At 63.8% G+C, this 24,243-nt stretch carries 25 protein-coding genes; 17 read left to right on the top strand and 8 right to left on the bottom strand.

Annotated features, from left to right (window positions below):
- Positions 1 to 15 precede the first annotated feature (15 nt).
- Both QCE69_RS20530 and QCE69_RS20535 read left to right on the top strand, forming a co-directional pair.
- Positions 16 to 771, top strand: a complete 756-nt coding sequence (locus tag QCE69_RS20530; RefSeq protein WP_309932628.1) for a class II aldolase/adducin family protein — start codon at positions 16 to 18, stop codon at positions 769 to 771.
- Between the two features lie 218 nt (positions 772 to 989).
- The gene (locus QCE69_RS20535) at positions 990 to 1,448 is read left to right on the top strand and encodes a YbhB/YbcL family Raf kinase inhibitor-like protein (RefSeq protein ID WP_309932630.1); all 459 of its coding nucleotides are present in this window, start codon (positions 990 to 992) and stop codon (positions 1,446 to 1,448) included.
- An 85-nt stretch (positions 1,449 to 1,533) separates the two neighbouring features.
- Here QCE69_RS20535 and QCE69_RS20540 read toward each other — a convergent pair whose 3' ends face one another.
- Genes QCE69_RS20540 through QCE69_RS20550 form a run of 3 tightly spaced genes read right to left on the bottom strand, consistent with a single transcriptional unit; the run spans position 1,534 to position 5,082 of the window.
- Entirely contained in the window at positions 1,534 to 2,247 is a 714-nt protein-coding gene (locus QCE69_RS20540) for a DUF4396 domain-containing protein (RefSeq protein WP_309932631.1), read from the bottom strand.
- A gap of 26 nt (positions 2,248 to 2,273) precedes the next feature.
- Entirely contained in the window at positions 2,274 to 4,052 is a 1,779-nt protein-coding gene (locus tag QCE69_RS20545; protein ID WP_309932633.1) for a glycoside hydrolase family 15 protein, read from the bottom strand.
- Positions 4,053 to 4,086: 34 nt separating this feature from the next.
- Positions 4,087 to 5,082, bottom strand: a complete 996-nt coding sequence (locus tag QCE69_RS20550; RefSeq protein ID WP_309932634.1) for an SDR family oxidoreductase — start codon at positions 5,080 to 5,082, stop codon at positions 4,087 to 4,089.
- A 302-nt stretch (positions 5,083 to 5,384) separates the two neighbouring features.
- Here QCE69_RS20550 and QCE69_RS20555 point away from each other — a divergent pair, with 302 nt between their 5' ends.
- The 5 genes from QCE69_RS20555 (at position 5,385) to QCE69_RS20575 (ending at position 9,528) form a co-directional block, all read left to right on the top strand.
- Positions 5,385 to 6,698 carry a DUF2254 domain-containing protein gene (locus QCE69_RS20555; RefSeq protein ID WP_309922448.1) on the top strand — a complete coding sequence of 438 codons (1,314 nt, stop codon included), beginning with the start codon at positions 5,385 to 5,387 and terminating at the stop codon, positions 6,696 to 6,698.
- Positions 6,699 to 6,819: 121 nt separating this feature from the next.
- On the top strand, positions 6,820 to 7,338 hold the full coding sequence (locus tag QCE69_RS20560) for a GNAT family N-acetyltransferase (protein ID WP_409021215.1): 519 nt from the start codon (positions 6,820 to 6,822) through the stop codon (positions 7,336 to 7,338).
- Between the two features lies 1 nt (position 7,339).
- On the top strand, positions 7,340 to 8,233 hold the full coding sequence (locus QCE69_RS20565) for an alpha/beta fold hydrolase (RefSeq protein WP_309932635.1): 894 nt from the start codon (positions 7,340 to 7,342) through the stop codon (positions 8,231 to 8,233).
- Positions 8,234 to 8,282: 49 nt separating this feature from the next.
- Positions 8,283 to 8,597 carry a YdcF family protein gene (locus QCE69_RS20570; protein ID WP_409017881.1) on the top strand — a complete coding sequence of 105 codons (315 nt, stop codon included), beginning with the start codon at positions 8,283 to 8,285 and terminating at the stop codon, positions 8,595 to 8,597.
- 76 nt (positions 8,598 to 8,673) lie between these two features.
- The gene (locus tag QCE69_RS20575) at positions 8,674 to 9,528 is read left to right on the top strand and encodes a CPBP family intramembrane glutamic endopeptidase (protein ID WP_309932636.1); all 855 of its coding nucleotides are present in this window, start codon (positions 8,674 to 8,676) and stop codon (positions 9,526 to 9,528) included.
- 14 nt (positions 9,529 to 9,542) lie between these two features.
- Here QCE69_RS20575 and QCE69_RS20580 read toward each other — a convergent pair whose 3' ends face one another.
- Together QCE69_RS20580 and QCE69_RS20585 are read right to left on the bottom strand one after the other, a co-directional pair.
- Positions 9,543 to 9,674, bottom strand: a complete 132-nt coding sequence (locus QCE69_RS20580; RefSeq protein ID WP_309922459.1) for a hypothetical protein — start codon at positions 9,672 to 9,674, stop codon at positions 9,543 to 9,545.
- A gap of 69 nt (positions 9,675 to 9,743) precedes the next feature.
- Positions 9,744 to 10,403, bottom strand: coding sequence for a peroxiredoxin-like family protein (locus QCE69_RS20585; protein WP_309932637.1), 660 nt, complete (start codon positions 10,401 to 10,403; stop codon positions 9,744 to 9,746).
- 106 nt (positions 10,404 to 10,509) lie between these two features.
- Here QCE69_RS20585 and QCE69_RS20590 point away from each other — a divergent pair, with 106 nt between their 5' ends.
- The 9 genes from QCE69_RS20590 to QCE69_RS20630 all read left to right on the top strand — a co-directional run bounded on the left by QCE69_RS20590 (position 10,510) and on the right by QCE69_RS20630 (position 19,890).
- Positions 10,510 to 11,412, top strand: coding sequence for a LysR substrate-binding domain-containing protein (locus tag QCE69_RS20590; protein ID WP_309932638.1), 903 nt, complete (start codon positions 10,510 to 10,512; stop codon positions 11,410 to 11,412).
- Between the two features lie 74 nt (positions 11,413 to 11,486).
- Complete coding sequence (locus QCE69_RS20595) at positions 11,487 to 12,971, top strand: HAMP domain-containing sensor histidine kinase (RefSeq protein WP_309932639.1); 1,485 nt, start codon at positions 11,487 to 11,489, stop codon at positions 12,969 to 12,971.
- Entirely contained in the window at positions 12,956 to 14,326 is a 1,371-nt protein-coding gene (locus QCE69_RS20600) for a sigma-54 dependent transcriptional regulator (RefSeq protein WP_309932640.1), read from the top strand. The genes QCE69_RS20595 and QCE69_RS20600 overlap by 16 nt, the downstream gene beginning before the upstream one ends.
- Positions 14,327 to 14,466: 140 nt before the next feature.
- Entirely contained in the window at positions 14,467 to 15,189 is a 723-nt protein-coding gene (locus QCE69_RS20605) for a hypothetical protein (RefSeq protein WP_309932642.1), read from the top strand.
- A gap of 33 nt (positions 15,190 to 15,222) precedes the next feature.
- On the top strand, positions 15,223 to 15,774 hold the full coding sequence (locus tag QCE69_RS20610) for a hypothetical protein (RefSeq protein ID WP_309922476.1): 552 nt from the start codon (positions 15,223 to 15,225) through the stop codon (positions 15,772 to 15,774).
- A 32-nt stretch (positions 15,775 to 15,806) separates the two neighbouring features.
- Entirely contained in the window at positions 15,807 to 16,922 is a 1,116-nt protein-coding gene (locus tag QCE69_RS20615) for a metallophosphoesterase (protein WP_309932644.1), read from the top strand.
- A gap of 3 nt (positions 16,923 to 16,925) precedes the next feature.
- The gene (locus QCE69_RS20620; protein WP_309932646.1) at positions 16,926 to 18,164 is read left to right on the top strand and encodes an MFS transporter; all 1,239 of its coding nucleotides are present in this window, start codon (positions 16,926 to 16,928) and stop codon (positions 18,162 to 18,164) included.
- Positions 18,161 to 19,414 (top strand): arsenic transporter, encoded by a 1,254-nt coding sequence (locus tag QCE69_RS20625; protein WP_309932648.1) that lies wholly within the window; start codon positions 18,161 to 18,163, stop codon positions 19,412 to 19,414. The genes QCE69_RS20620 and QCE69_RS20625 overlap by 4 nt, the downstream gene beginning before the upstream one ends.
- Positions 19,415 to 19,443: 29 nt before the next feature.
- Positions 19,444 to 19,890 carry a DMT family transporter gene (locus tag QCE69_RS20630; protein WP_309922490.1) on the top strand — a complete coding sequence of 149 codons (447 nt, stop codon included), beginning with the start codon at positions 19,444 to 19,446 and terminating at the stop codon, positions 19,888 to 19,890.
- A 305-nt stretch (positions 19,891 to 20,195) separates the two neighbouring features.
- Here QCE69_RS20630 and QCE69_RS20635 read toward each other — a convergent pair whose 3' ends face one another.
- The 3 genes from QCE69_RS20635 to QCE69_RS20645 are packed head-to-tail and all read right to left on the bottom strand — an operon-like array spanning position 20,196 to position 22,990.
- Entirely contained in the window at positions 20,196 to 20,972 is a 777-nt protein-coding gene (locus tag QCE69_RS20635) for an aldolase (RefSeq protein ID WP_309922493.1), read from the bottom strand.
- A 58-nt stretch (positions 20,973 to 21,030) separates the two neighbouring features.
- Complete coding sequence (locus QCE69_RS20640; protein WP_309932651.1) at positions 21,031 to 21,651, bottom strand: glutathione S-transferase family protein; 621 nt, start codon at positions 21,649 to 21,651, stop codon at positions 21,031 to 21,033.
- Between the two features lie 28 nt (positions 21,652 to 21,679).
- Positions 21,680 to 22,990, bottom strand: a complete 1,311-nt coding sequence (locus tag QCE69_RS20645; RefSeq protein WP_309932653.1) for an MFS transporter — start codon at positions 22,988 to 22,990, stop codon at positions 21,680 to 21,682.
- Positions 22,991 to 23,072: 82 nt separating this feature from the next.
- Here QCE69_RS20645 and QCE69_RS20650 point away from each other — a divergent pair, with 82 nt between their 5' ends.
- A complete protein-coding gene (locus QCE69_RS20650; protein ID WP_309932655.1) occupies positions 23,073 to 23,822 on the top strand; it encodes an XRE family transcriptional regulator in 750 nt (249 codons plus the stop codon).
- Positions 23,823 to 24,243 lie beyond the last annotated feature (421 nt).

Raw genomic sequence — 24,243 nt, forward strand, 5'->3', positions numbered from 1 at the left:
CGCAGAGTTTTGACCATGACGCAGAACACGACCTACACCGCCGCTCCCGTCACGCACGACGCGCTCGACATGCCGCGCCTGCTCGACGACCTCGCCGCCGCCAATCACATCCTCGCGCAGCATGAAGTGCTCGATGGCTTTGGTCACGTCAGCGTGCGCGATCCGCGCGATCCGCTGCGGTTCCTGATCGCGCAGTCCATGGCGCCGGAGCTCGTGCAGCCCGAAGACGTTCTCACGCTCGACTTCGACTGCGAGCCCGTCGACGGCGACACGCGCAAGCGTTATCTGGAGACCTGGATTCACGCCGAGATCTATCGCGCAAGGCCGGACGTGCAGGCGGTGGTGCACAGCCATTCGCCTTCGGTGATTCCGTTCGCGGCTTCGTCGGTGCGGCTGCGGCCCATCTATCACATGGCGGGTTTTCTCGCGACGGGGTCGCCGGTGTTCGATATTCGCCATTGCTTCGGCTGCACCGACATGCTCGTGCGCAACGGCGCGCAGGGACGTGTGCTGGCGGAGACGCTGGGGGCATCGGACGTGGCGTTGATGCGCGGGCATGGCTTCGTGGCGACGGGGCCTTCGTTGCCGGCCGCGGTGTATCGCGCGATTTATACGGAGCTGAATGCGGGCATGCAGCAGAAGGCCATCGCATTGGGTGGGGAAGTGACGTACCTCGATGAAGGCGAAGGCCGCGCCAGCACGGAGACGAATCTCGGCGTGATGGAACGGCCCTGGACCTTGTGGAAACGGCAGGTGGAAGGGCAGCGATAGGCATCGGGATAGGGGCTGTTAACCCTATGGGCAATAAAGTCGCGTTGTAGCGGGAATGACTCGGGATATGCATCGGCGATAGGATTTGGCCTTTTGGATCCTCTGCCCTACCCATGCGCTTTTTCGATTCGACTGCCTCACATCCCCTCCTCCGCTCATTCGCTGCCGCCTTCGCCAGTTCAATGCTCGCCTGCACCGCCCACGCCGCCAGCTTCAGCGTGACCAGTCCCGCATTCGAAGACGGCGGCACCATCGCCGCGCGCTATGCCGGTCCCGGCGTGTGCGGCGGTGAGAACGTCAGCCTGCCCGTCGCCTGGCACGATCTGCCGCCCGCCACACGCAGCGTCGTGGTCACGCTTACGGACCCGAACGGGCCGAAAGGCATTGGCGTGACGCACTGGATCGCCTATAACCTTGCGCCGGAATCGTCGAAGCTGGACGCGGGCGCCGCTATTTCCGCGCCGGCGTCGGTAGGTTTGAACATGACGAAGGCCGCTGCGTATCGCGGTCCTTGTCCGCCTGTGGGAGATACGCCGCATCACTATCTGCTGACTGTCACCGCAACGGATCTTGCGCCCGGCGTGCTACCCGCCGGGTTGGACTATGCGGCGCTGCAAGCGCGGCTCGCGGGGCATACGCTCACCGGGTCCACGGTCATTGGACGGTATGGTCGATGAGTCATGGAAATATGCAGTGAGGTCATGAACACCACCTTATAGCGATCCACAGCGGGTTGTGCAGCATCATGGGACACCCGACCGCTCACATCTTCTCCTTTACTCCAAGACGGATCAGCCACCAGTTCACCGGGTAACTGGTGGCAAATCCGGCCAGCATCGCGATCTGCATCGCCAGCCAGAATTCCGGACTGGCCACACTGGCAACCCCGCCGTACACGCGCCTGAACCAGCGAAACTGGATGACGGCCATCATTCCGTACATGCCAAGCTGCCATGCCGTAATCGACGCAATGTCAGCCTTGACCGCAGCGCGCAGCGCCTGGAGCGGCGACAGCTCGCGCATCGGCTTGATGCTGCTGTATTGAAACTGGATGCCCAACAGGAAAGCGACGAGGAAATCCGGAATCCAGACGGCGAAGGTCTTTTCCGCAAAGAAGCCGTGCCACCCGAACCAGACAGCGATTGCCGGAAACATGAAGGCAGCCCACTCCACAACGATATCGGCGAGCGCACAACCGGCGCCACAGTGGCTCGTCCCCTTCAATACCGCCGCGGCGAAAGGTGGGTCAACGTTCGCAACGTTGCTATCTGGAACATTGCGGCCCCAGAGGAAATAGGCGGCAAGCCATAACACCGAGCCGAACAGCGCCGTGAGGGGCCACACAGCATTCATCACCCCCATCTTTTGCGGATGACGGACCTCGTCGATGACGATGATCGCGGCGCAGACGAGCGCCAGCACAATCGATGCTGTTGACACAACGTGCAACCAGGACGGAAAGGTTCCGTAGGTCATTGCCAAACTCCTCTCCGTTGATGAGTTCAGCCACCTGGCCTTTCGGCGGCGCTGCTGGTCAGGCGCAAGGCCGTGTCGACCAGCGCCAGATGTGAAAGCGCCTGTGGAAAGTTGCCGGAGAGATGGCGGCCAGGCACGTTGTACTCTTCTGCCAGCAATCCGAGGTCGTTGCGCACCGCCAACACGCGCTCGAACTGCGCGAGGGCTTCGTCGCGACGTCCCTGCATGCTCATGCAGTCGGCGAGCCAGCACGAACAGGCGAGAAAGCTGCCTTCCGCAGGCGCATCGACAGGCGCCTTGAGCCGGCGGATCAAACCGCCTTCGGAAAGCTCCCGCTCGACGCGCGCAATCGTACTGGTCATTCTGGGTTCCGTCGCGGCAATGAACCCGACCGCGGGCAGCCGCAACAGACTCGCATCGATTGCCTGACCACCATAGCTCTGCACGAATGAACCGAGACCGTCGCTCCAGCCTTCACACAACACTTCCTGTCTGACCGTGTCTCGCAACGCGACAAGGCGTGCACGAGTCATCGCGTCAAGCGTGGCGGCATCGGCGAGCGTGGCAATGAAGCTGTTCAACGCCGCCCACACCATCACCTTCGAATACGTGTATTGGCGCGGCGTCCCGCGCGATTCCCAGATGCCCGACCCTCCGCTCTGCCAGACCTGTTCCAGATGCAGGACGATGCGCGTCGCGACTTCGGCTTCGCGCTGCGAAGGCGGAATGCCACCGCGCCGCGCGAGCGCAAGGCATTGGATAACCTCGCCAAGCGCATCGATCTGATGTTGAGTTGACGCCGCATTGCCGACCCGCACCGGCTTTGCGCTCCGGTAGCCCGGCAATGACCCGATGACGCGTTCCTCGACTTGCCGCGAACCATCCACGCGATACATGATCCGTACATGCTCGGGCGACCCGGCAATCGCGCGCAGCAGCCAGTCGCGCCAGCCGAGCGCTTCCTCGTGAAAGCCTGCTCGAAGCAGTGCGCCGAGCGCGAAACTCGCATCCCGCAACCAGCAGTAGCGATAGTCCCAGTTCATTTCTCCGCCAGGCACTTCAGGAAGCGACGTGGTGGGCGCCGCAATCAGCCCGCCGCTCGGGCCGTGGCATAGCGCCTTGAGCGTCAGAAGCGAACGACGCGTCGCTTGCGGCCAGGCCGTGCTGCTGTCGTCAAAGTGGCCGATCCAGCGGCGCCAGAACCGCAAGGTTGCGCTGAGCGCCCCTTCGGCGTCGATCGGTTCGGGCGGCGGCAAGTGCGAGGGTCCGTAGCTCATCACAATTGCGAGCCGCTCGCCGGCGCTGATGTCGAATTGCGCTTCGATGGCATCGTCGCGAATGGTTTGCTGCATCGGCGCGCGCACCGCGATGAGATCAGGTCCGACACGCGCGACGACACCGCCCGCCTCGCTGCTTAGCCACGGTGGCACGAGGCCGTAGTCGAAGCGCAGCCGCAGCGTCGACCGCATCGGGACCGTGCCGCGCAGTCCCACCACGATCCGCACGAGCGACGGAAACCGCTTGCGCAAGGGCATGAAGTCGATGATGCGGACGGCGCCGTCCGGCGTCTCGAAGTCCGTTTCGAGCACCAGCGTGTCGTCACAATAGCGGCGCTTGAGTTCACCTGGCTCGGCGACCGGCATGATCGACCAGTTCCCGTGTTCACTCCTGCCGAGCAACGCAGCGAAGCATGCATCATCGTCGAAGCGTGGCCAGCACAGCCAGTCGATCGAGGCATCGCGGCTCACGAGGGCGGCGCTCTGCCCATCCCCGATCAGGCCATAGTCTTCAAGTGGGCGACTCATGTCTGGATTCTTTCCGCGCGTCGTACGAATCGGATCAGGCGCGCAGCTTTCGCATCAACAGCGCCGCGCCCGTCAGCAGTCCGACGCCGGCGGCTGCCCAGAACGCGTTGCGATGCCGGTCGGTGAACATCTCCCAACTGGCTTCGCGCGACTGCGCGTCGAAGCGCCCATGCGCACCATAGTCGCCCGATACGGGTTCGAACAGGTTCGACGGCGCGTCGGCGGGGGCTGCTTCCTCGGTCAGCTGTCCGCTGTAGCCGGCGCGCGCCAGATAGCGGTCGATCAGGCTGGGCGCAATGCGGTTCGCGAGAATCGCCTTGACCGTCGGAAAGCCGACCCAAACCTGACGTCGACGATGCGTTGCAGCAAAGAAAATTGCTCGCGCGGCCACCTCGGGCTGAAAGATGGGCGCGACAGGCCGGGCCTTTCTGCCGGTCTTGTTCAACGCCCAATCGAACTGCGGTGTGTTGACGGCGGGCAGGTCGACCATCGTGAGATGAATGTCCAGACCGTCGTGGATGATCTCCGACCGTAATGAGTCGGTAAAGCCGCGAATGGCGAACTTGGCGCCGCAATACACCGATTGCAGGGGAACCGAACGGTAGGCGAGCGCGGAGCCGACATTGACTATCGTGCCGCGGTTGCGGGTTCGCATTCGCCTGAGCGCGGCCATCATTCCGTAGACCTGCCCGAGATAGGTGACCTGCGTGCCGCGCTCCACCTCGGCGGCCGTGAGGGCCGACACCGGCGAGAACACGGTCGCCATTGCCACGTTGACCCATACGTCGACAGGTCCGAGCTGTTCTTCGACCGCATCGGCGGCGGCATGAACCTGCTCCGCCGACGCAACATCGGTGACGAGCGCGACCGCACGTACGCCATAGCGCGCGGCGATGTCGCGCGCCGCACGTTCGAGCCGTTCGCCGTCGCGTGCAAGCAGAGCGACGTCGTAACTGCGCCGTGCGAATTCTTCGGCAGTGGCGCGACCGACGCCCGCGCTCGCTCCGGTGATGACGGCAATATCTGGCATGGCAAGGCTCCGCTGGCATATGTCCCGGACAACGGACGCAAGACACATGCCGCTTTGTGGGCAGCATGGCGGGAAAGACTCCGGTGCTGAAGGACGTCATGGCCGAAGCGATTTCGCTGGATGCGACGGTGCGGCGAGAGCCGTAAAAAATGTCACAGTGTGACGCAATATTTTCAGGTGCGCGTCGACAGGATTCCCGGCGCGACACGAGTGCAAGCATCAGAGCGGCTCGACTCCACCCGGCAGGCGCGCAACGTGCTCCAACGCCGACATTTCGATTTCAACGTCGCACGGAGGCGCGCTTGGCACGCTGGCAATGGATACTGCTGCAGTTCATCCGCAAGCTATGGGTAAGGGCGACGCTCATCGGCGCTCTCGGCGTGCTGGCGGCCGTGGCCGCCGCCGTTGCGGAGCGTTATCTTCCCTGGCGGTTCTCAGGCAGCATCGGCGCGGATGCGGTGGACAGCATTCTGACGATCATGGCGTCGAGCATGCTGGCCGTGACCACGTTTTCCCTGAGCATCATGACGTCGGCGTATGGATCGGCTACGAACACCGTCACCCCGCGCGCGACCATCCTGCTGATTCAGGACAGCGTCACGCAGAACGCGTTGTCGACGTTCATCGGCTCGTTCCTGTTCAGCATGGTGGCGCTGGTCGTGCTGAAGGTCGGCGCCTACGGGCCGCAAGGACGTTCGGTGCTGTTCATGATGACGATCGTCGTGATCATCCTGGTCGTCATCGCGCTGCTGCGCTGGATCAACCATCTCACGCTGCTGGGCCGCGTCGGCGAGACGACCGACAGGGTCGAGCAGGCGACCCAGGCCGCAATCGACGCAAGGCTCGACGAGCCCTTTCTTGGCGGCCGGGAACTCAAGGATCCCGCCACCGATATTCCGGACGGCGCCGAACGTTTGCACGCAGGTGTGACAGGGTATGTGCAGTACGTGGATATGGCGGCACTGAACGCACAGGGAGAACGGTCGGGCCGCGACGTCTTCGTACTGGCCATTCCGGGCATGTTCGTCTACCCGAATTCCGTGATCGCCTGTCTTGGTCCGGCAAGCACAGCCGGCGAAGCGACAGCGGAAACCCTGCAAGAGAGAATCAGGGATGCGATACGCATCGGCACACGGCGCAGCTACGACCAGGATCCGCGTTTCGGCGTGGTCGTTCTGAGCGAAGTGGCGATCCGCGCCTTGTCGCCCGCTGTGAATGACCCCGGCACGGCCATCGACGTGATCGGGCGGCAGGCGCGACTGCTTTCGAAGTGGGCCGAGGGCCCGCGTCTGCGGGAAGACGCGGAACCCCGGTTCAATCACGTCCATGTCGTCGCGCTCACCTCGCGGGATCTGTTCGATGACGCTTTTCGGGTCATCGCGCGCGATGGCGCTGCTTTTGTCGAGATCCAGTTGCGGTTGCAGAAGACCTTTTGCGCACTCGTCCAGATGGGCGATGACGCGTTTCGCGAGGCCGCGCGTCACCAGTCGCGGCTTGCCCTGACCCGCGCGGAAGCTGCGATGACGCTCGAAGACGACAAGAAACTGGTGAGGAGCGTGGCGGGATCCTTGGCGTCATGTCTCGATCACGCGGTCTCGACACCGGCGGGGGAGTAATGGGGCTGCCCGCGACGACCGCGACCATCGCAACTGAACCCTGAAAGGCCACTCGACAACGGCTTGATGTTTGTCGACAATCAAGCTCTCTGACTACGGAGCGGGCCCGATGAGTAAAAGCATGAACATCCGTGCCCTGCATCCCGATGAGGTTGCTTCCTACATCGATGCCCTGGCCGACGTGCTCATCGACTGCGTCGAGGGAGGCGCTTCCGTCAGCTTCATGCTGCCGATCTCGAGGGAGACCGCGGTCCGCTTCTGGACGGACGTTGCGCATGGTGTCACGCGCGGTGAACGGATCCTGCTGGTTGCCGAGGACGCGGACGGCAAGGTTCTCGGTACGGTGCAATTGGTCGTCGCGCAACCGGAAAACCAGCCACACCGCGCCGACGTAGCCAAGATGCTGGTTCACCGCGACGCGAGGCGTCAAGGCATCGCCGCGCGGTTGATGGATGCACTCGATGACTTCGCTCGTCAGGCCGGCAAGTCCGTGCTCGTGCTGGATACCGTGACGGGCGGCGATGCCGAACGGCTCTACCGGCGCAGCGGATGGCAATGCGTAGGCGGCGTTCCGAACTACGCGCTGATGCCCGACGGCGGCTTGTGTGGCACGACGTTCTTCCACAAGCAGTTGCGTTGACATGCTGCATGCGGAGATCGAAATCCCGGGGCCGGCCGGGCCGCTGAGGGGCACGTTGTTGTCGCCGGCGCCCAGCGATGTTCCGGTGGTGTTGATCGTGCCGGGATCGGGTCCGACGGACAGGGACGGCAACAATCCATTCGGCGTTCAAGCGGCGACCTATCGGCTGCTTGCGGAAGGACTGTTCGATCGGGGCATCGCGTCGGTTCGAATCGACAAGCGCGGCATGTACGGCAGCGCGTCGGCGATACCCGATGCCGATGACGTCACCCTCGACGATTACGCGGAAGATGTCCAGTCGTGGGTAACGGCGATCCGTAAGCGGATCGATGCGACCTGCGTATGGGTGCTGGGACATAGCGAGGGAGGACTGGTTGCATTGTCGGCTGCACAGCAAAGCGCCGAACTGTGCGGTCTGGTTCTGGTGTCCACGGCAGGGCGGCCTCTGGGGCAGGTGCTGAGGCAACAGTTGAGATCGAACCCGGCAAACGCGCCGGTTCTGGACAATTCCATGTCGATACTCGACGCGTTGGAGGCGGGACAGACCGTAGATTCCGGCGGAATCGATCCGGCGCTCATGCCGCTGTTCAGGCCCGGGGTCCAGCAGTTCTTGATGAGCGAATTGAACGTCGAGCCGACCGCCCTTCTGGCGAACGTTTCGAAGCCGGTGCTCATCGTGCAGGGCACGCGCGATGTTCAGGTTGACCCGCAGGACGCGCTTCTTCTAAGGGACGCCAATCCGCAAGCCGAATTGATGCTCGTCGCGAATGCCAATCACGTGTTGAAAACGGTCAATACAGAAGCTATCGACGATAACCTTGCCGCGTATTCGAACCCGAACCTTCCGCTGGCAGAGGGTCTGGTGGCGGGTATTTCTGCGTTCGTGCAACGATAACAGCCCTCATCCGCTGCGGTGATGAAGCCATCTAACGCGCTTCTAATAAATGAGGCTTACATTCATCACGTGGCAGAACGCTCAGCTCACGAGCGGACTTCTGAAGAATCTGGATGCGGGCGAGATGGTGTTGGTGTCGTCGGGCTTCCACCTGCAACGCGGCGCACTTTATTTCGCTCATTTCGGCGTTCAGGCGAAACCGGTGAGCGCCGATCATGTGGCCGCCATGCCATCCTTGCTGCCGCTGGCTTACAACCTTGCTGTTACGGATCTGGCGCTCCACGAGTACGCGGGCATCGTTCGTTACGACATTTTCAACGCGCTCGGATGGAACGCTGCGAGAACGGCGCCGGGTCAGGCGTGAGACCGGGCCTCACTGTTTTCACCCGAAGCCGTCATCATTCACGTCTCGACAGACACATACTCGACGAATCATGCTTATGGTCGCCGCACCTTTCATCGCGCTCTTTCTCGCCGTGCCGGCTGTGTGGTCGCCTGCTGCGCGATGGCTCGTCCCCGGTCTGCTCATCGTCGGCTATGCCGCGGCATTGTCCAACGGGCAACTCACGCCGCTTGCCGCCCTATCGCTCGGCCTGCTGCTGGCTGCCGCATTTGCCGTGGCTCCGCAGCGTCAGGCGTGGATGCGCTTTGCCGGGCACACCGTCTTCATCGTGCTGGCCGTGGCTTTGAGCATGCACTGGATGCCGGGTTTCAATAACCTGCGCGTCATCGGACCCGAGCGTTTTACGCCAGATGCCGTGCCGTTCACGATGTTCCTGAATCTGGACAAGCCGCTCGTCGGATTCTGGCTGCTGCTGGCCTGTCCATGGATACGGCCGCACCATGCACCGGCGGCATCGTTGAAAGCAGGCGTGGCAGGCGTCGCCGGAACCACGATCGTCTGCTTGCTGCTTGCGCTGGCGTTGGGACTCGTCAGATGGGAGCCGAAGCTGCCTGCGTCCACGTGGCTCTTCATGTTGAACAATGTGCTGCTGGTCACGGTGACCGAAGAAGCCCTGTTTCGCGGTTATCTCCAGGGCGGCCTGTCGCGCCTGCTCAAGCGCTTCGCGCACGCGGACGTCATCGCGTTATGCGTGGCGGCGCTCACGTTCGGGCTGGCGCATTTTCCCGGCGGCTGGCAATGGATCGTGCTGGCAACCGTCGCGGGTATCGGCTATGGACTGGCGTATCGCTATGGCGGCCTGGGCGCCGCGATCCTCGCGCACTTCGGGCTGAACGCGGCGCACTTTCTGCTTTTTACCTATCCGATGCTTCAGGCGCCCGGCGTGTCGTAGCCAGTCTCCAACCATCAACCCGCGACCAGGCTCTCGTGCTGGCCGACAACTTCATCGAAATGCACGAGCTCGGGTGCAAGATTCAATTCATTGAAAACAGCTTGCACGGCGAGAGAACAGGTAGCGCGAGCGATATAGAGCTTCATGACAGATCCCGAATGAATGAGTAAAGGAAGGCCGGTCAGCAAGCGTGAATGCCTGCCGTCCCGCGAACCTCAGGCGGTTTCCTTCATGCGCTGAAGCGCGGCAACAAGTTCGCTCGGGTCAGGGCGCTGCGTGTAGTCGGGGCTGACTTCGGCGTACGCAATCTTGCCGTCGCGCGCAATCACATGGCGCGCCGGCATCGGCAGGGTCCAGCTCGGTTCGCCGTTGATTTCGGGCAGATCGACGTTGAAGCCCTTGTACGCATCGATCAGTTCGTCCTGCAGCCGGAAGCGGATACCGAAGGCATCGGCCGTCTTGCCGCCTTCGTCGACGAGGATCGGATAGCTGAGCTTGTTCTGGCGTTGCGACTTCAGACTGTTGGCTGCGGTCTGCATCGAAAGGGAAACGAGCGTCGCGCCAAGCGCGCGGATCTCGTCCGCCACTTCCTCGATAGCCTGCAAGTCGAGGTTGCAGTACGGGCACCAGACGCCGCGATAGAACGTGACGACGAGCGGCCCCTGTTCGAGCATGTCCGTCGACGAGACGCGTTCGCCTTCGGCCGTGGTGAGCGTGAAGGTCGGCGCAAGGTCGCCGACCTTGAGCGATCGTTCGGCCTGGCCGCCCGCGATCAGCTCGGCAGTGGTCCGGTGAAAAATTTCGACGACTTCAGCCAGTGCAACCTTGCTCTCGAAGTGCGCCTTGAAGGCATCCAGTTTTGTTTGCAGTGTCATGATCCGCTCCTGATTGAATCGCCGGTGCTGGCGTGGAAGTCATCGTGATTCATTCGCAAGCAGGCCGGTAGAATGCGCGGATGACTTTCACTTATTCGCCCGATAAATGAATGACAAGCTCTCGACCTTGCGACTCTTCGTGCGGGTGGCCCATACATCGAGCTTCAGCCGGGCCGGACGCGAACTCGGGCTGAGCCAGCCGTCGGTATCAAGGCAGATCGCCGAACTGGAAGCGGACGTCGGCGCCGCGCTCTTTACCCGCAGCACGCGGGCCGTGAAGCTGACCGACGCCGGCGCGGACTATCTGACGCGCGTCGAGTCGATTCTCGAAGCGCTCGAAGAGGCGGATCATGCCGCGCGCGGCAGTTCGGAGCTGCGCGGGCAGTTGCGGGTAGCGCTGTCGACGAGCTTCGGTATTCGTGAGGTGATCCCGCGCATCGGCCGTTTCATGGCCTTGCATCCGGCGCTGCATGTCGAGCTGCTGATGTCGGACGATCGGCAGGACCTGATCGCGGGAGGTGCGGACGTGGCGATCCGCTTCGGCACGCTGCCGGATTCCAGCGCGCGATCGCGCCTGGTAGGACGTTCCGCCCGCTTGCTGGTGGCCGCGCCGAGTTATCTGGAGCGTGCGGGCCGCCCGCTCGAACCGTCCGATCTGAGCGACCACGCGTTCGTGCTCGGGCCGTCCAGCGTGGCGTCGCTGGGCTCGACGCTCCGCAAGGATGGCCGCGAGGTTTCGTTTCGCGGCGAGGGTCGCTTTGCGACGTCCGTGAACGAAGGCGCGACGGCTGCGGCAGTTGCGGGGCTGGGGATCCTGACGGTGGGCTATTGGGGCTGCCGGAACGAGATCGCGGACGGACGACTCGTGGCGATTCTGGAGGACTGGGTGCTCGACCCTGTCGAGGTTCACGCGGTGTTTCCGCCGGGCCGTGGACCACGGCCTGCCGCGCGCGCGTTGATCGACTATCTCGTGGACGAAGTCGCACCGATCTCGGCAGCACGAGCTTAAAACCCGCGCCGTACGCTTGGCAGAAGACTTGCTATACAGTCCGCCACATCGGATCCCACATCGTCCATTCATTCATGCCGAGACCGTCGTTTTCCACTCAGCTGCTCACGCTCTGGACGCTCATCGCCGTGCTCTGCGGCCTGCTGAGTGTCGCGGTGTGGCTCATGTTGTCGTCGGCGCTGGGCGAGCGCGTCGTGACCGCGAAGCAGCAAGCCGCGGCCGCCTGTACCGCGGTTGCCTCGCGCTACGACCTGTCGATGCAGCGACCCGGCGAAACCAACGTCGACCTGATGCACGCCGTGCTCGATCTCGTGCTGATCCAGACCGAAGGCATCGAAGGCGGCTTCTGGACCAGTGAACCGCCATCGAATGCATCGAACGGCTTCATTGCGTACGCCTTCCCCACCTATGGCGGCAGCGGCGTCAAGCGCGACATTCCCGAAGCCGAGACGCCATTGATTCTGCGTGCGCTGAAGAGCGCATCGAATGCCCGGCAGTTGCAGTCCGACATCGTGTCGAGCGGCAGCGACGCCGTGCTCGCGATCGCCTGTCCGGTGCCGCGTCACGCGGACCTGTTCGCCTGGACGCTGACGCGCGCGCGCCCGCCGCTCGGACCCTACGGCGAGCGGGCCAGCGCGATTCTGGCGGGCGTGCTCGCCGTCATCGTCGTGCTGGCGCTGTTCCTGGCGCTGACGCTCAGGCGCTGGCGACGGCACCTCGCCCGGCTGGAACGTGCGCTCGCACCCGACGGCGCATTCGAGCAAGGCAAGCGGCTCGAACGTTTCGGCGAGCGCGATCTCGACCCGATCGTCGATGCGCTGAACCGCTATGACGAGCGCGCCGAGCGCCTCAAACGCGATGCCGATGCGTTGAACCAGCAACTCGCACAGGCGGAGCGCTTCAGCACGCTCGGAAAGATGGCGGCGCAGATCGCGCATGAGATTCGCAATCCGGCGGGCGCGATGCGGCTCAAGGCCGAGAACGCGCTGGCCGGCGATGCTGCACGTCGGGAAGCCGCGTTGAAGACGATCATCGAGCAAGTAGGACGCATCGAATTGCAGGTGACGAGCCTGCTGGCGCTGACGCAATCGGTGACGGTCCACGCCCGTGAGGTCGATCTGCGCGCGTGGCTCGACGATATCGTTCATACGCACGAATCGCACGCTGAAAGCAGGCAGGTCACGCTCGGCGCCGAAGTCGCACCCGGCCCGACACAGCCGGTGTTCGATCCCGCGCAACTGGCGCGCGCGCTCGACAACTTTCTGGTGAACGCGCTCAGGCATACGCCGTCGGGATCGAACGTGATGATTCGCGCGTCCCATGCCGTGGCGGACGGCGGTGAACGGCTCAGGCTCGAAGTCATCGATAATGGTCCCGGCGTCCGCCCCGCCGAGCGCGAGCGGATCTTCGAGCCGTTCGTGACGGGCCGCCCCGACGGATCGGGGCTCGGTCTTGCCGTCGTGCGTGAAATTGCGTCGGCACATGGCGGCCGCGCCTTCCTCGCGGACGATGCGAACGTGACCCGCTTTGTGATCGACATGCCATGGCGACCATCCTGATCATCGATGACGACGACGCGTTCCGCGAAGGCCTCGCGGAAACCGTGCAGGACCTCGGCTACGCGGCGTCCGAGGCGCGTTCCGGCGACGACGCCTTCGCGCAGTTGCGCGGACGACCCGCGCCCGACTGCATCTTTCTTGACTTCCGTTTGCCGGGCGCGGACGGCCTCGCCGTGCTGGAGCAGCTGCGCAACACGCCGGGGCTGGAGACCGTGCCGGTCGTGATGCTCACCGCGCACGCAACCAGCGACAACACCATTGGCGCGATGCGGCTCGGCGCGTTCGAGCACCTCACCAAGCCGGTCGGACGGGACGAGATCGCCGCACTGCTGAAACGCATTCTGTCGGCGCGGGTCGACACGCCCGCCGCGCGCGCATTCGCCGACGAGGCGCGATCCCATGAGCCGCAACTCCTCGGCGTGAGCGAGACCATGCGTGAGGTGCAGAAGCGCCTGGGCCGCGCGGCGAGCGGCAATTCGACCGTGCTGATCACTGGCGAAACGGGCACCGGCAAAGAGATCGCGGCGCGCGTGCTGCACCGTGCGTCGGCGCGTGCGAACGGTCCGTTCGTCGCGGTGAACTGCGCGGCCATCCCCGACGAACTGCTCGAAAGCGAACTCTTCGGGCACGGCAAGGGCGCGTTCACGGGCGCGCACAGCGACCGGCGAGGACGCGTCGAGGAGGCGCACGGCGGCACGCTCTTTCTCGATGAAATCGGCGACATGCCGCTCCCCATGCAGGCCAAGCTCCTGCGCGTGCTGCAGGAGCGGCAAGTCACGCCGCTGGGCACCAACCGGATCGTGACGGTCGATGTGCGGGTGGTCGCTGCCACGCATCGCGATCTCGCCGCGATGGTCGAGACGGGCGCGTTCCGGCAGGACCTGCTGTTCCGGCTGAACGTGATCCCGTTGCACATGCCGCCGCTGCGCGAGCGCGTCGCCGATATCCTGCCGCTTGCCGAGCATTTCCTGGCGAGCGCATCGACCGATATCGCGCGCAAGCATCTTTCAGCCGATGCACAACGCCTGCTCGCCACGTTCGCCTGGCCCGGCAATGTGCGGGAGCTGGCCAATGCGATCGAACGGGCCAGCGCGCTGGCGCCCGGACAAGTGCTGACGCGCGATGACTTCGCGTTTCTGGTCGCGACGCGAGACGGCGCGGATGAAGCGGTTCCCCTCGCGCTGCTCGAGCTTCCCCTGCCGCAAGCGGTGGCGCAACTGGAGCGCGCGCTGATCGTTCATGCGCTGTCGGCGGCCGGCGGCAATCGCGCGGAGGCGGCGCGGCGGCTCGGCATCAGCCGCCAGTCGCTTTATACGCGCATGGCGGCGCTGGGCATGTCGGAGGCTTCCGCGTAAAGCGTCAAGCAATCGGACAGGTGCTGTCCGGTTGCTTGACACCTCCACCCGGCTCGATCGCCGAACACCTTGAGCCACGGGCGTTTCGCGAGTGGCATGGCCCTTGCAAATGATTCCTCGCTACGCGAAAGGAGTGAATCATGCAATCGACCTTGTACCCCCAGTTGCGAATCGCTGTGCTCACGGCCTTGCTCGCAGCGAGCGCCGGCTGTGCGGCACAACCTGCTGAAACGCCGAACCCGCCGCCCGTCGCCGGAGCGCCGATGCCGCCGCCTCCCCCGCCTCCGCTCGCCGATGCGGCTTCAGTTACGACCACGCAAGGCACGGTCGCGCGCTTCCTGACCAATCCGGATGGCGATGTCGATGGCTTCATGACCGACGACGGCACCCTCGTGCGCTTTCCACCGCACATGAGCGCGCAACTGACATCGGCGGTGCGTCGCGGCGATCTCGTGCAAGTGAGCGGACAACGCGAGGAAGGCGGCAGCTTTGCGGCCCAGCGCATCACCGACACGCAGACGGGCCGTCAAGTGATCGACGAACCGCCGATGCGCGGCGCACCGCCGATGCCCCGGGCCGCGCGCGGAGCAGGACTCTCGCCTCTGAGCGCGCAAGGACAGGTGGCGCACATCACGACCGCGCCGCGCGGCGAACCCGACGGCGTGATCCTCTCCGACGGCACCGTCATCAAACTCACGCCACCCGTCGCGCAACAGTTCGCGACACTGGTGCGTACGGGCGCGACGGTATCGGCGCAAGGCTATGGCACGAAGAATCAATACGGCACCGCGCTACAGGCAACAGCCTTCGGCTCGCCGGGCAAGCTGACTCCGCTCTACGACCGCAACGCGCCGATGCCCTGAAGCAAACCCATCACAACTTGGAGGACCATGAACATGCATTGGATCGACCCCACGAGCCTTCCGGAAACGCGCGGCAAGGTCACGCGCTTTCTGTTGAACCCGCACGGTGAAGTCGACGGTCTCGTCGTCGGCTTGCGTCAGGTTCACGTTCCTCCGCATCTGTCGAAACAGATCGCGCGTCACATCGCACTCGGCGATCTTGTTCGCGTGCGCGGCGTCAAGCCTCGCGATGCCGACATGATCGCCGCCGTTTCACTGACCACCCGAAGCGGCGCCGTGATTCTTGACGAAGGCCCGCATCACGACGGCAAGCCGCATCACAAGCCGGACGTCGAACGCAAACCGATGGACGCGTCCGGCGAAGTGGTGCTGTCGCTGTTCGGTCCGAAAGGCGAATTGCGCGGCGCGTTGCTGGACGACGGCACGTCCTTGCGCATGCCGCCTCATGCCGCCGCGGAACTGGCCGCTTATCTGATGCCGGGCGCGCATGTTCACGCGTGGGGTCATGGCGTGAAGAACCGGCACGGGCGCACGATCGAGGTCGATGAAATCGCCGAACTCGTCGATGCACCGCAGGCCGTCTGACGAGGCCGTGCCTCATTCAAGGAGCGTGTGCGATGTTGAGCTGGGTGCATTTCGGCGACCTTCATGCGTCGAACGACGACCGCTACGAAAGCCTCGACCATCTGAAGGCGATGATCGAGCAGGTCAATCGCCATCTGGCCGACCGTGTCGACTTCGCCTTCCTGCCGGGCGACAACGCCAACAACGGAACGCCTGAGCAGTTTCATCGCATCTTCGCTGAGGTGTCGAAGCTGAAGCCGCCGCTCCATGCCATTCCCGGCGATCACGACTACGAGCCCGGCCACCTCGACGCGTTCAACGCCTTCGCCAATGCGCCCCTGCCGATGTCGCGCCTCGTGAACGGCCACCGGTGCATCTTCCTCGATGTCATCTCGGCGGGGCGCGGCGGTCCGGACTTCAGGCTGTCGGGTGCGGACTATCGGTGGCTCGAAGCAGAACTTGCGTCGTCCGCGCAGGACCTCGAACCGCCCGTCGTCTTCATGCACGCCTATCCCGGCGACATCGCCGACGGGCACGCACTGGCGTACGCGTTCGCACGCGCCAACGTGGCCATGGTCGACACCGGCCACACGCACTACAACGAGCTGCTCAACGACGGCTGGGTGGTCTATGCCGCGACCCGTTCCACCGGGCAGATCGAGGAAGACGCAGGTCGCCCGGGGTTTTCGGTGGCGGCAGTCGATGGCGGTGTGGTGAGCTGGAAGTTTCAACCGCTGGATGCCGCGTGGCCGTTCGTCATGATTACGCGTCCATCCGACTGGCGGTTGCATCGCAGCCGCTCGGTGCCGCGCCCGACCGACGAGCATTGTGTGCGCGTGCTGGTGTCCGATGACGAGATCGTGTCCGTCACCGGCAGTCTCGAAGGCATTCCCATCGAGTTTGCTCCACGCGCCGGCGAAGTTGGGATCTGGCAGGCGCACCTGCCCGCTGTCACCGCGAGCTATCGCCTGCCTTTGACGGTGACGGCGCGCACGGCCGACGGACGCAGCGGCGAAGACTCCATCGCACTTCCGGCGACGGGTCGCGCGGACAGGCATCTCAAGCATCACTCGGCGCTCGGCACCGATGCGCACGCCGTCGAACCCTGGCCGGAGCACGGCATCGTCGGCTCGCAGCTCGGGCCCAACAAGAACGGACGCCATTGGTGAGCCATGAATCCACTGTACGCGCTCGAAGGACTGAATTTCTTCATGGCCGATGTGCAGGCGGGCATCGGGCCGTTCCTGGGCGTCTTTCTTCAGGCGCATGGCTGGCTTCCCGAGGCGATCGGCACGGTCATGACGCTGGGCGGTATCGCAGGCATGCTCGCGACTTCTCCGGCGGGTGCGCTGGTCGATGCGACGCATCACAAGCGCGGCATCATTGTTGTCGCGGGCGTGATGACGACGCTTGCCTCGCTCGTGCTGTGGGTATCGCATGGTTACTGGATGGTGGCGGCGTCGCAGATCTTCACTGCGGTCACAGGCGCCGCGCTCGGGCCGGCCGTAGCCGGCGTGACGCTGGGAATCGTGCGCGAGAAGGGTTTCGACCGGCAGTTCGGCCGCAACCAGGTGGCGAATCACGCGGGCAACGTGGTCGGCGCGGCGCTGTCGGGCTGGCTTGGATGGCGCTATGGATTCGGCGCGGTGTTCGGACTGGCCGGCGTGTTTGCCGTGCTGATGGTCATCTCGACGCTGCTCATCCGGCGCGATGCAATCGATCACGACAGCGCGCGGGGGCTCGGCGGCTTGGGAGCGTCGAATCCTGAGCATGAGCATGCGAGCGGCTTTCGCGTCCTGCTGACGTGCCGGCCCTTGCTGCTGCTCGCCGCGTCGCTTGCGATGTTCCATCTCGGCAATGCAGCGATGCTGCCGCTCTATGGCCTCGCGGTCGTCGCGGCGCATCAGGGCGATCCGAGCGCCTTCACCGCGCAGACGATCGTCGTCGCGCAACTCGTGATGGTCGTCGCGGCCTGTTTCGCGAACCGACTCATTCAGCGAATCGGTTACTGGGGCGTGATCCTGATCACGTTCCTCGCGCTGCCGTTGCGCGGCTTGGTCGCCGCGATGTTCATCACCGCCTGGGGCGTGTGGCCGGTTCAGGCGCTCGACGGCATCGGCGCGGGCTTGCAGAGCGTCGCGGTGCCCGCGCTGGTGGTGCGGCTGCTGCAAGGCACGGGGCGGGTGAATGCCGGTCAGGGCGTGGTCATGACGGTGCAAGGCGCGGGCGCGGCGCTGAGTCCTGCGCTGGGCGGCGTGCTGGCTCAACACTTCGGCTATGCGAGCGCCTTTCTCGTGCTTGGCGCTATATCGACGGGGTCGCTCGCGCTGTGGCTCCTCTTCGGCACGACATTGAAAAAAGCCTGCGGCCTTGTCCGCGACGATACACACGACGCCCCTCTGACCACATGAACCCGATTTTTCTTTCATGGGGCATCGCGTTCGCCGCGACTGCCGGTGTGATCCTGCGGCCGTTCCGCTGGCCCGAAGCAGTCTGGGCCGTGGCCGGCGCGATCATGCTCGTCGTGCTCGGGCTGATTCCCGCGCAGCTTGCCTGGCAGGCGATCGGCAAGGGTACGGACGTTTATCTGTTTCTCATCGGCATGATGCTGCTGTCGGAACTCGGACGCCGTGAAGGCTTGTTCGACTGGGTGGCGGTGCATGCCGTCAATTACGCAAAGGGATCGCCGCGCAAGCTGTTCTTGCTGGTCTATCTCGTGGGCGTGGTGGTGACGACCTTTCTGTCGAACGACGCGGCGGCCGTCGTTCTCACGCCTGCAGTGTTCGCGGCTGCAAAGAAGGCGAATACGAAACCGCTTCCCTTGCTGTACGTATGCGCGTTCATCGCGAATGCGGCGAGCTTCGTCCTGCCGATATCCAACCCCGCGAACCTCGTGCTTTATGCGAATCACACGCCGGCGCTTGGTTTATGGGTTGCGCGATTTGCGTTGCCATCGGCGTTGTCGATCATCGTTACGTTCGTGATGTTGCGGTGGACACAGCGCGCGAATCTGAGTGGTTCGTGCGCGCGTGATCTGCCGGTTGAACCGCTCAGCACGAACGGCAAACTCACGCTGGCGAGCATGGGTGTGACGGCGGTTGCGCTGCTGGTCGTCTCGGCATTCGATCTGCAACTCGGGCTGCCTACTGCGGTACTCGGCATTCTCACGACGATGATCGTGTTGATCAAGGAACGCCAGTCACCTGTGGAACTTGTCAGCGACATATCGTGGAGCGTATTGCCGCTCGTCGCGGGGCTTTTCGTATTGGTCGAGGTGCTCGATCATACGGGCGTCATACGCGAACTCTCGGCGCTACTGCGACAGGCAAGCCAGCAGAATCAGCCGATGGCCGCGGCGGTATCGGGGCTTGTCATCGCGTTCGGCAGCAACGCGATCAATAACCTGCCCGCCGGACTCATCGCGAGCGCGACGGCCTTGCAGGCGCACAGCCCGGAACGCGTCATCGATGCGCTGCTGATCGGCGTCGATCTTGGACCGAATCTTTCGATCACCGGCTCGCTCGCGACAATTCTCTGGCTGTCGTCGATTCGACGCGAAGGCGAGGAAGTGAGCTTCATGCAGTTCCTGAAGGTTGGGTTTGCTGTCATGGTTCCGGCGCTTGCTCTGGCGCTTGGATGTCGGCTCTTGTTTGCACATTGATCGTTGCCTTGCCTACGGAGACATGAAACATGAGCAGCGCATGGATTTATCCCTTCATCATCCTTGGCGGCATTCTTCAGGCTGCAGGCGCTCCGATCAACGGGCAACTCAAAGGCGCGTTGGTCAATCCGTGGCTTGCGTCGAGTGTGTCGTTTCTGCTTGTGACGTTTCTGGCTATTGCCATGTTCTGGATTCAGCCGGTGCCATTGCCCACGCTGGATGACCTGCGCAGCATGAAATGGTGGGCACCGCTCGGCGGGATCGTGGGGGCGGTCGCGGTGTTTGCTGGACTGACCTTGGTGCAGAAGGTCGGTGTCGGGACGCTCAACGGGTTGACGATCTGCGCGAACCTCGTGGCTTCGGTTGCGATCGATCACTTTGGGTTGATTGGGGTCGCGGAGCATCCGTTGGGGTGGATGCGAGCGATTGGGACGGGGTTGATGGTCGTGGGGGTGGGGATGGTCATGCGGTTTTGAGGGCGTGGCGGAGATGGACTTTCAGGTCGGCGGTGGCGCGCTCGTCGCTCGATCTGGCGCGTCGGGCTGTAGAGGCTCTTGAGTTGGCATGCATGCCGCGTGATGCCGTGGCTTGGGGTGTGTGATAGCGTCGTGTGCGTATTTACCTGGTTCACGGAGTGGCGGGTTCTGGCCAGCTCCGGCCGTTTGGCAACGCTCCGACACGGTCATTCGAGCGGCCGGTCACCCTACGTAAGAGTCATACGAAGGGGCCGAGTATCGAGCTTTGGCGCGAAGTGCAAAGCGCCATGCGTATCGTCCAGGGGTCAGCGCGCCTTCAGTGCGTCGACATCCTGACGCAGAACCCGCCGCGCGAACATCGCGAAACTCGCCTTGACCACGTTCGGCTGCAACAGGAAATCATGCGATTCCTTCGCCAGTACCGGGTTCAGTTCCGCAATCGGTCCAAGTGTTTCCGCGCGAATCTGGTTGCGCGCGGCACGCTCGATCAGCAGCGAGAGATAGGCGGTCTCCTCGATCGACGACGTCGCCGCCAGAAAGCCGTGATGCGCGAGCAGGATCGACCGGCGGCTGCCAAGCGCCGACGAAATGATCTCGCCTTCATCGTCCGCGATCGGCAAGCCCGGCCATTCCTTGAGGAACGCGCAATCGTCGAAGAAGGGCGTGGCGTCCATGTGCGCGACACGCAACGGGCGGCCGGTCATCGACAGCGTGGAGACATAGGGCGGATGCGTGTGAACGATACTTTTCACATCCGGCCGGCGCCGATACACCCACATATGAAACCGCACCGCCGGATTCGGCATGCCGACGCCTTCGATCACGCGCAGCGATTCGTCGATATGCATGACATGGCGCGGTTCGACTTCATCGAACGCCACCGCGAGCGGCGTGGTCAGATAGGTGCCGTCGTCGCGGCGCACGGTGATCTGTCCGGCCAGCGTCTCCGAGTGATTTTCCATCGCCAGCATGCGGCACGTCAGCACCACTTTCTCGCGCTCGGTCCAGTTGCCCGTGTCCAGCCGCGCGGCCATCTCGCTGACGGCGTGTTCGGTCACTGCCTGCTTTGCTTCAGTCAACATCATCAGTCTCCAACAGGGATTCGCGTGGCTCTGATCGAGCATACGCGGATTCGTCTGGTCAGTTCGCCCGCTGGCCTGCCGGCTGCGGCAAGCCTTTCATCGTGACATAACCGGGCAGCGCGGTGATGCGCTCGATCCAGGCGGTCGCGTTCGGATAATCATCGAGCGGCAAATGGCCTTCGCGCGACAGGCCGACATACGGCATGCACGCGAGGTCCGCGATCGTGGGCCGATCGGCCGCCAGCCATGCGTGCTGCGCGAGATAGGCATCGAGCACGCCCAGCACGCGCTTGCCCTTCGCGCTCACCGCTTCGATATCCACCTTCTCGCCGAGCAGGTAGTACAGCCGCGCCGGTTGCAGGCTGTTGCCGATTTCATTCGCCGCGAACGACAGCCATTGCGCGACGCGCGCATGGGTTCGAGACGTATCGCCGAGCCATTGCGGCGCGTGACGGTGCGCGAGATAGGTAAGGATCGACTGGCTGTCGCAGACGAGGTAGCCGTCATCGTCCAGTGCGGGAATCTGCCGTAACGGGTTGATGTCGCCGAACCACGGCGCATGATGCGCTTCGTTCGGCACGTCGACGAATTCGCTGCGATACGGTAGACCGGTCATGGCAAGCAGCATCCGGACCTTGTGGCAGTTGCCGGACAGCGGATGGTCGTAGAGTGTCATCATCGCGATGGATTCCGGAGTGGCATTCGGGTTAGTCGGAAGAGGTGGGTTTCATCAGCCAGGCACTCAGCGCGCCGATCAGTCCCAGCGCGCTCAGGTAGATGCCGACCGAGCCGATACCGCCCAGATGCTTGACGAGCGAGGCGGCGATCAGCGGCGCGAGGCCGCCGCCGAGTGCAGCGGCAACCTGAATGCCCATCGAAATGCCGGAGTAGCGCAACTCGGGCGGAAACTGCGCGGCATACAGGCTCGATTGCGGTCCGAAGATGATCGCATAGTTCAGCGCGAGCGCCGTAATGGCCGCGAGCGTATACAGCGTGAGCGAGCCGGTGCCCATTGCGTGGAAGAGCGGCACGGCCATCACGGCGAGCAACAGCGTGCCGATGATATACAGCCGCCGCGCGCCGATCCTGTCGCCCAGCCAGCCGAACAGCGGAATGGTGAAGATCTGCACGAGCGAGCCGAGCAGCACGGCATTCAGTGCGTTGGCGCGGGTAAAGCCGAGATTGCCGGTGGCATAGGAAATCGAGAACACGATGATCGTGTACACCAGCGTCACTTCCGCGAGCTTGCCGCCGATCGCCAGCAACAGCGGCCGCATGTGCGAGACGAGCACGTCGCGGGCGGGAATCGACGCCACCCTGTGCTGGGTCTTGACGGCCTTGAAATCGGGCGTCTCTTCCACCTTCATGCGAATGAACACGCCGATCGCGATGAGCGCGGCGCTCGCAAGAAACGGGATGCGCCAGCCCCATGCCATGAAGCTCGCGTTGGGCAGCATGTTCACCAGCGCGAAGGCGCCAGTGGACAGCAGGATGCCGATCGGCGCGCCGGCTTGCGGCAGGCTGCCATAGAACGACTTCGCGCCCGCCGGCGCGTGCTCGACGGCCATCAGCACGGCGCCGCCCAGTTCGCCGCCGAACGACACGCCCTGGCCGATCCGCAGCAGCACGAGCAGGACCGCCGCCCAGATGCCGATGGACTCGTAGGTGGGCAGCAGGCCGATGAGCGTCGTGCAGATGCCCATCAACACCAGACTCCAGATCAGTATGGATTTGCGGCCAATCTTGTCGCCGAAATGGCCGAAGATGATGCCGCCGAGCGGCCGTGCAAAGAGACCCGCCGCGAACGCGCCGAATGCGGCGAGCGTGCCGGTCGCCGGATCCAGACTTGGAAAGAACAGCTTGTTGAAGACGAGTGCCGCGGCCGTGCCGTAGGCCAGAAAATCGAACGCTTCGATGGCCGTGCCCGCCATCGAGGCCGCTGCCACCCGCACCATCTGCCGATCCGCCGGCGCACTGGCCCGCGCGGGACTTGCCGCATTCTGTTCAACTGTGTCCATCGCCTCTCCCTGTCGCGTCGTGCTGCCTTTTTTGCCCGAAGTTTGCCTGAGGTTTGCCCGTTAGACAACAGAGTTGTCCACGGTGCTGCCAGTCTATTCGTTTAGAATCGCCGTTGAAATCCCTGTCAAAATAAATTCGAAAGACGCTCTCGGGCGGCATGACAGGGCCCCTCGTTTATCGGTGAGACAACGTTTGTTGACTGCAAAATCGCGCGGGCGCGCGGCCGTACGGCCCGCGGAGCGCGCATCTGGCTCCGAGGTCCAACACCCTGGCGAACTGACGCGCGCGCTCAGGCAGCGGCGCGGTCTCACCCTTGATGAACTCGCGAGCCGCACAGGGATCAGCAAGGGGCATCTGTCGCGTTTCGAGCGCGGCGAAAAGAGCGTGTCGGTGTCTGCGCTGATGCGGGTGGCGCAGGCGCTTTCCACGTCCGCGGCAACGCTGCTCGGCGAAAAGACAGACCAGGGCGTGGTGCACGTGGTGCGGAGGGGCGACAGGAATTTCAGCCGTGAGGGTGGCGCCGGCTACGATTTCGCGCCGCTTAGCCGCGCTCACGGCAGTGATGACGGCGACGGTCCAACGGCGTTGCTCGTGCGATTTTCGTCAGACGCCGACTTGAAGGAAGCCGCGTTCCATTCGGGCGACGAGATTTTTTTCGTACTCTCGGGCGCGATTGAGATCGAACTGGCGGATCAGTCCGTCATCTTGCGCCAGGGTGACTTCGCCCAGTTTCCGGGCTTGGTCAGGCATCGCATTCACAGCCTCGGCAGCGACGCCGAAGTGTTGATTGTCGTGACGAGCGCGCGCGACGAACAAGGTAGAACGCCGTAGAACTTTGACCGGCTTGCGCGACGGAATGAGGGGCGTTCATTTCTCAATACCGGTCGTTCAGGCCGCTGGAGCGCGAGCGGCGTCTCGGGGTCGGGTCCAGCAGTTCGGTCGACGGTCGCCGCGGGCGAACGCCTGCCAACACGCGCAGAGGCACCGTCACATTCCTGTGATCGATGACAGGCATCGAATAACCTTTAACGGCTACGGATCCATGACGCGCACCCCGCAAGACAAAGGCGCACGAATGGCTGCCGGGCGATTGTCTGCTTTGGTCGTTCGCCGGTGGACGAAATTAAGTGAGCAACATCTCGACATGCATGGCGGAGATTCGGTCGATGGCGACGAGAAAACTCCGCGGTACGGCGGCTGCGGTCCGAGGAGACTACTTCGCGGTGGCGTGCCCGTTGCGCGAGTTGAATAG

The organism is Caballeronia sp. LZ032, assembly GCF_031451315.1.
Classification (GTDB): Bacteria; Pseudomonadota; Gammaproteobacteria; order Burkholderiales; family Burkholderiaceae; genus Caballeronia.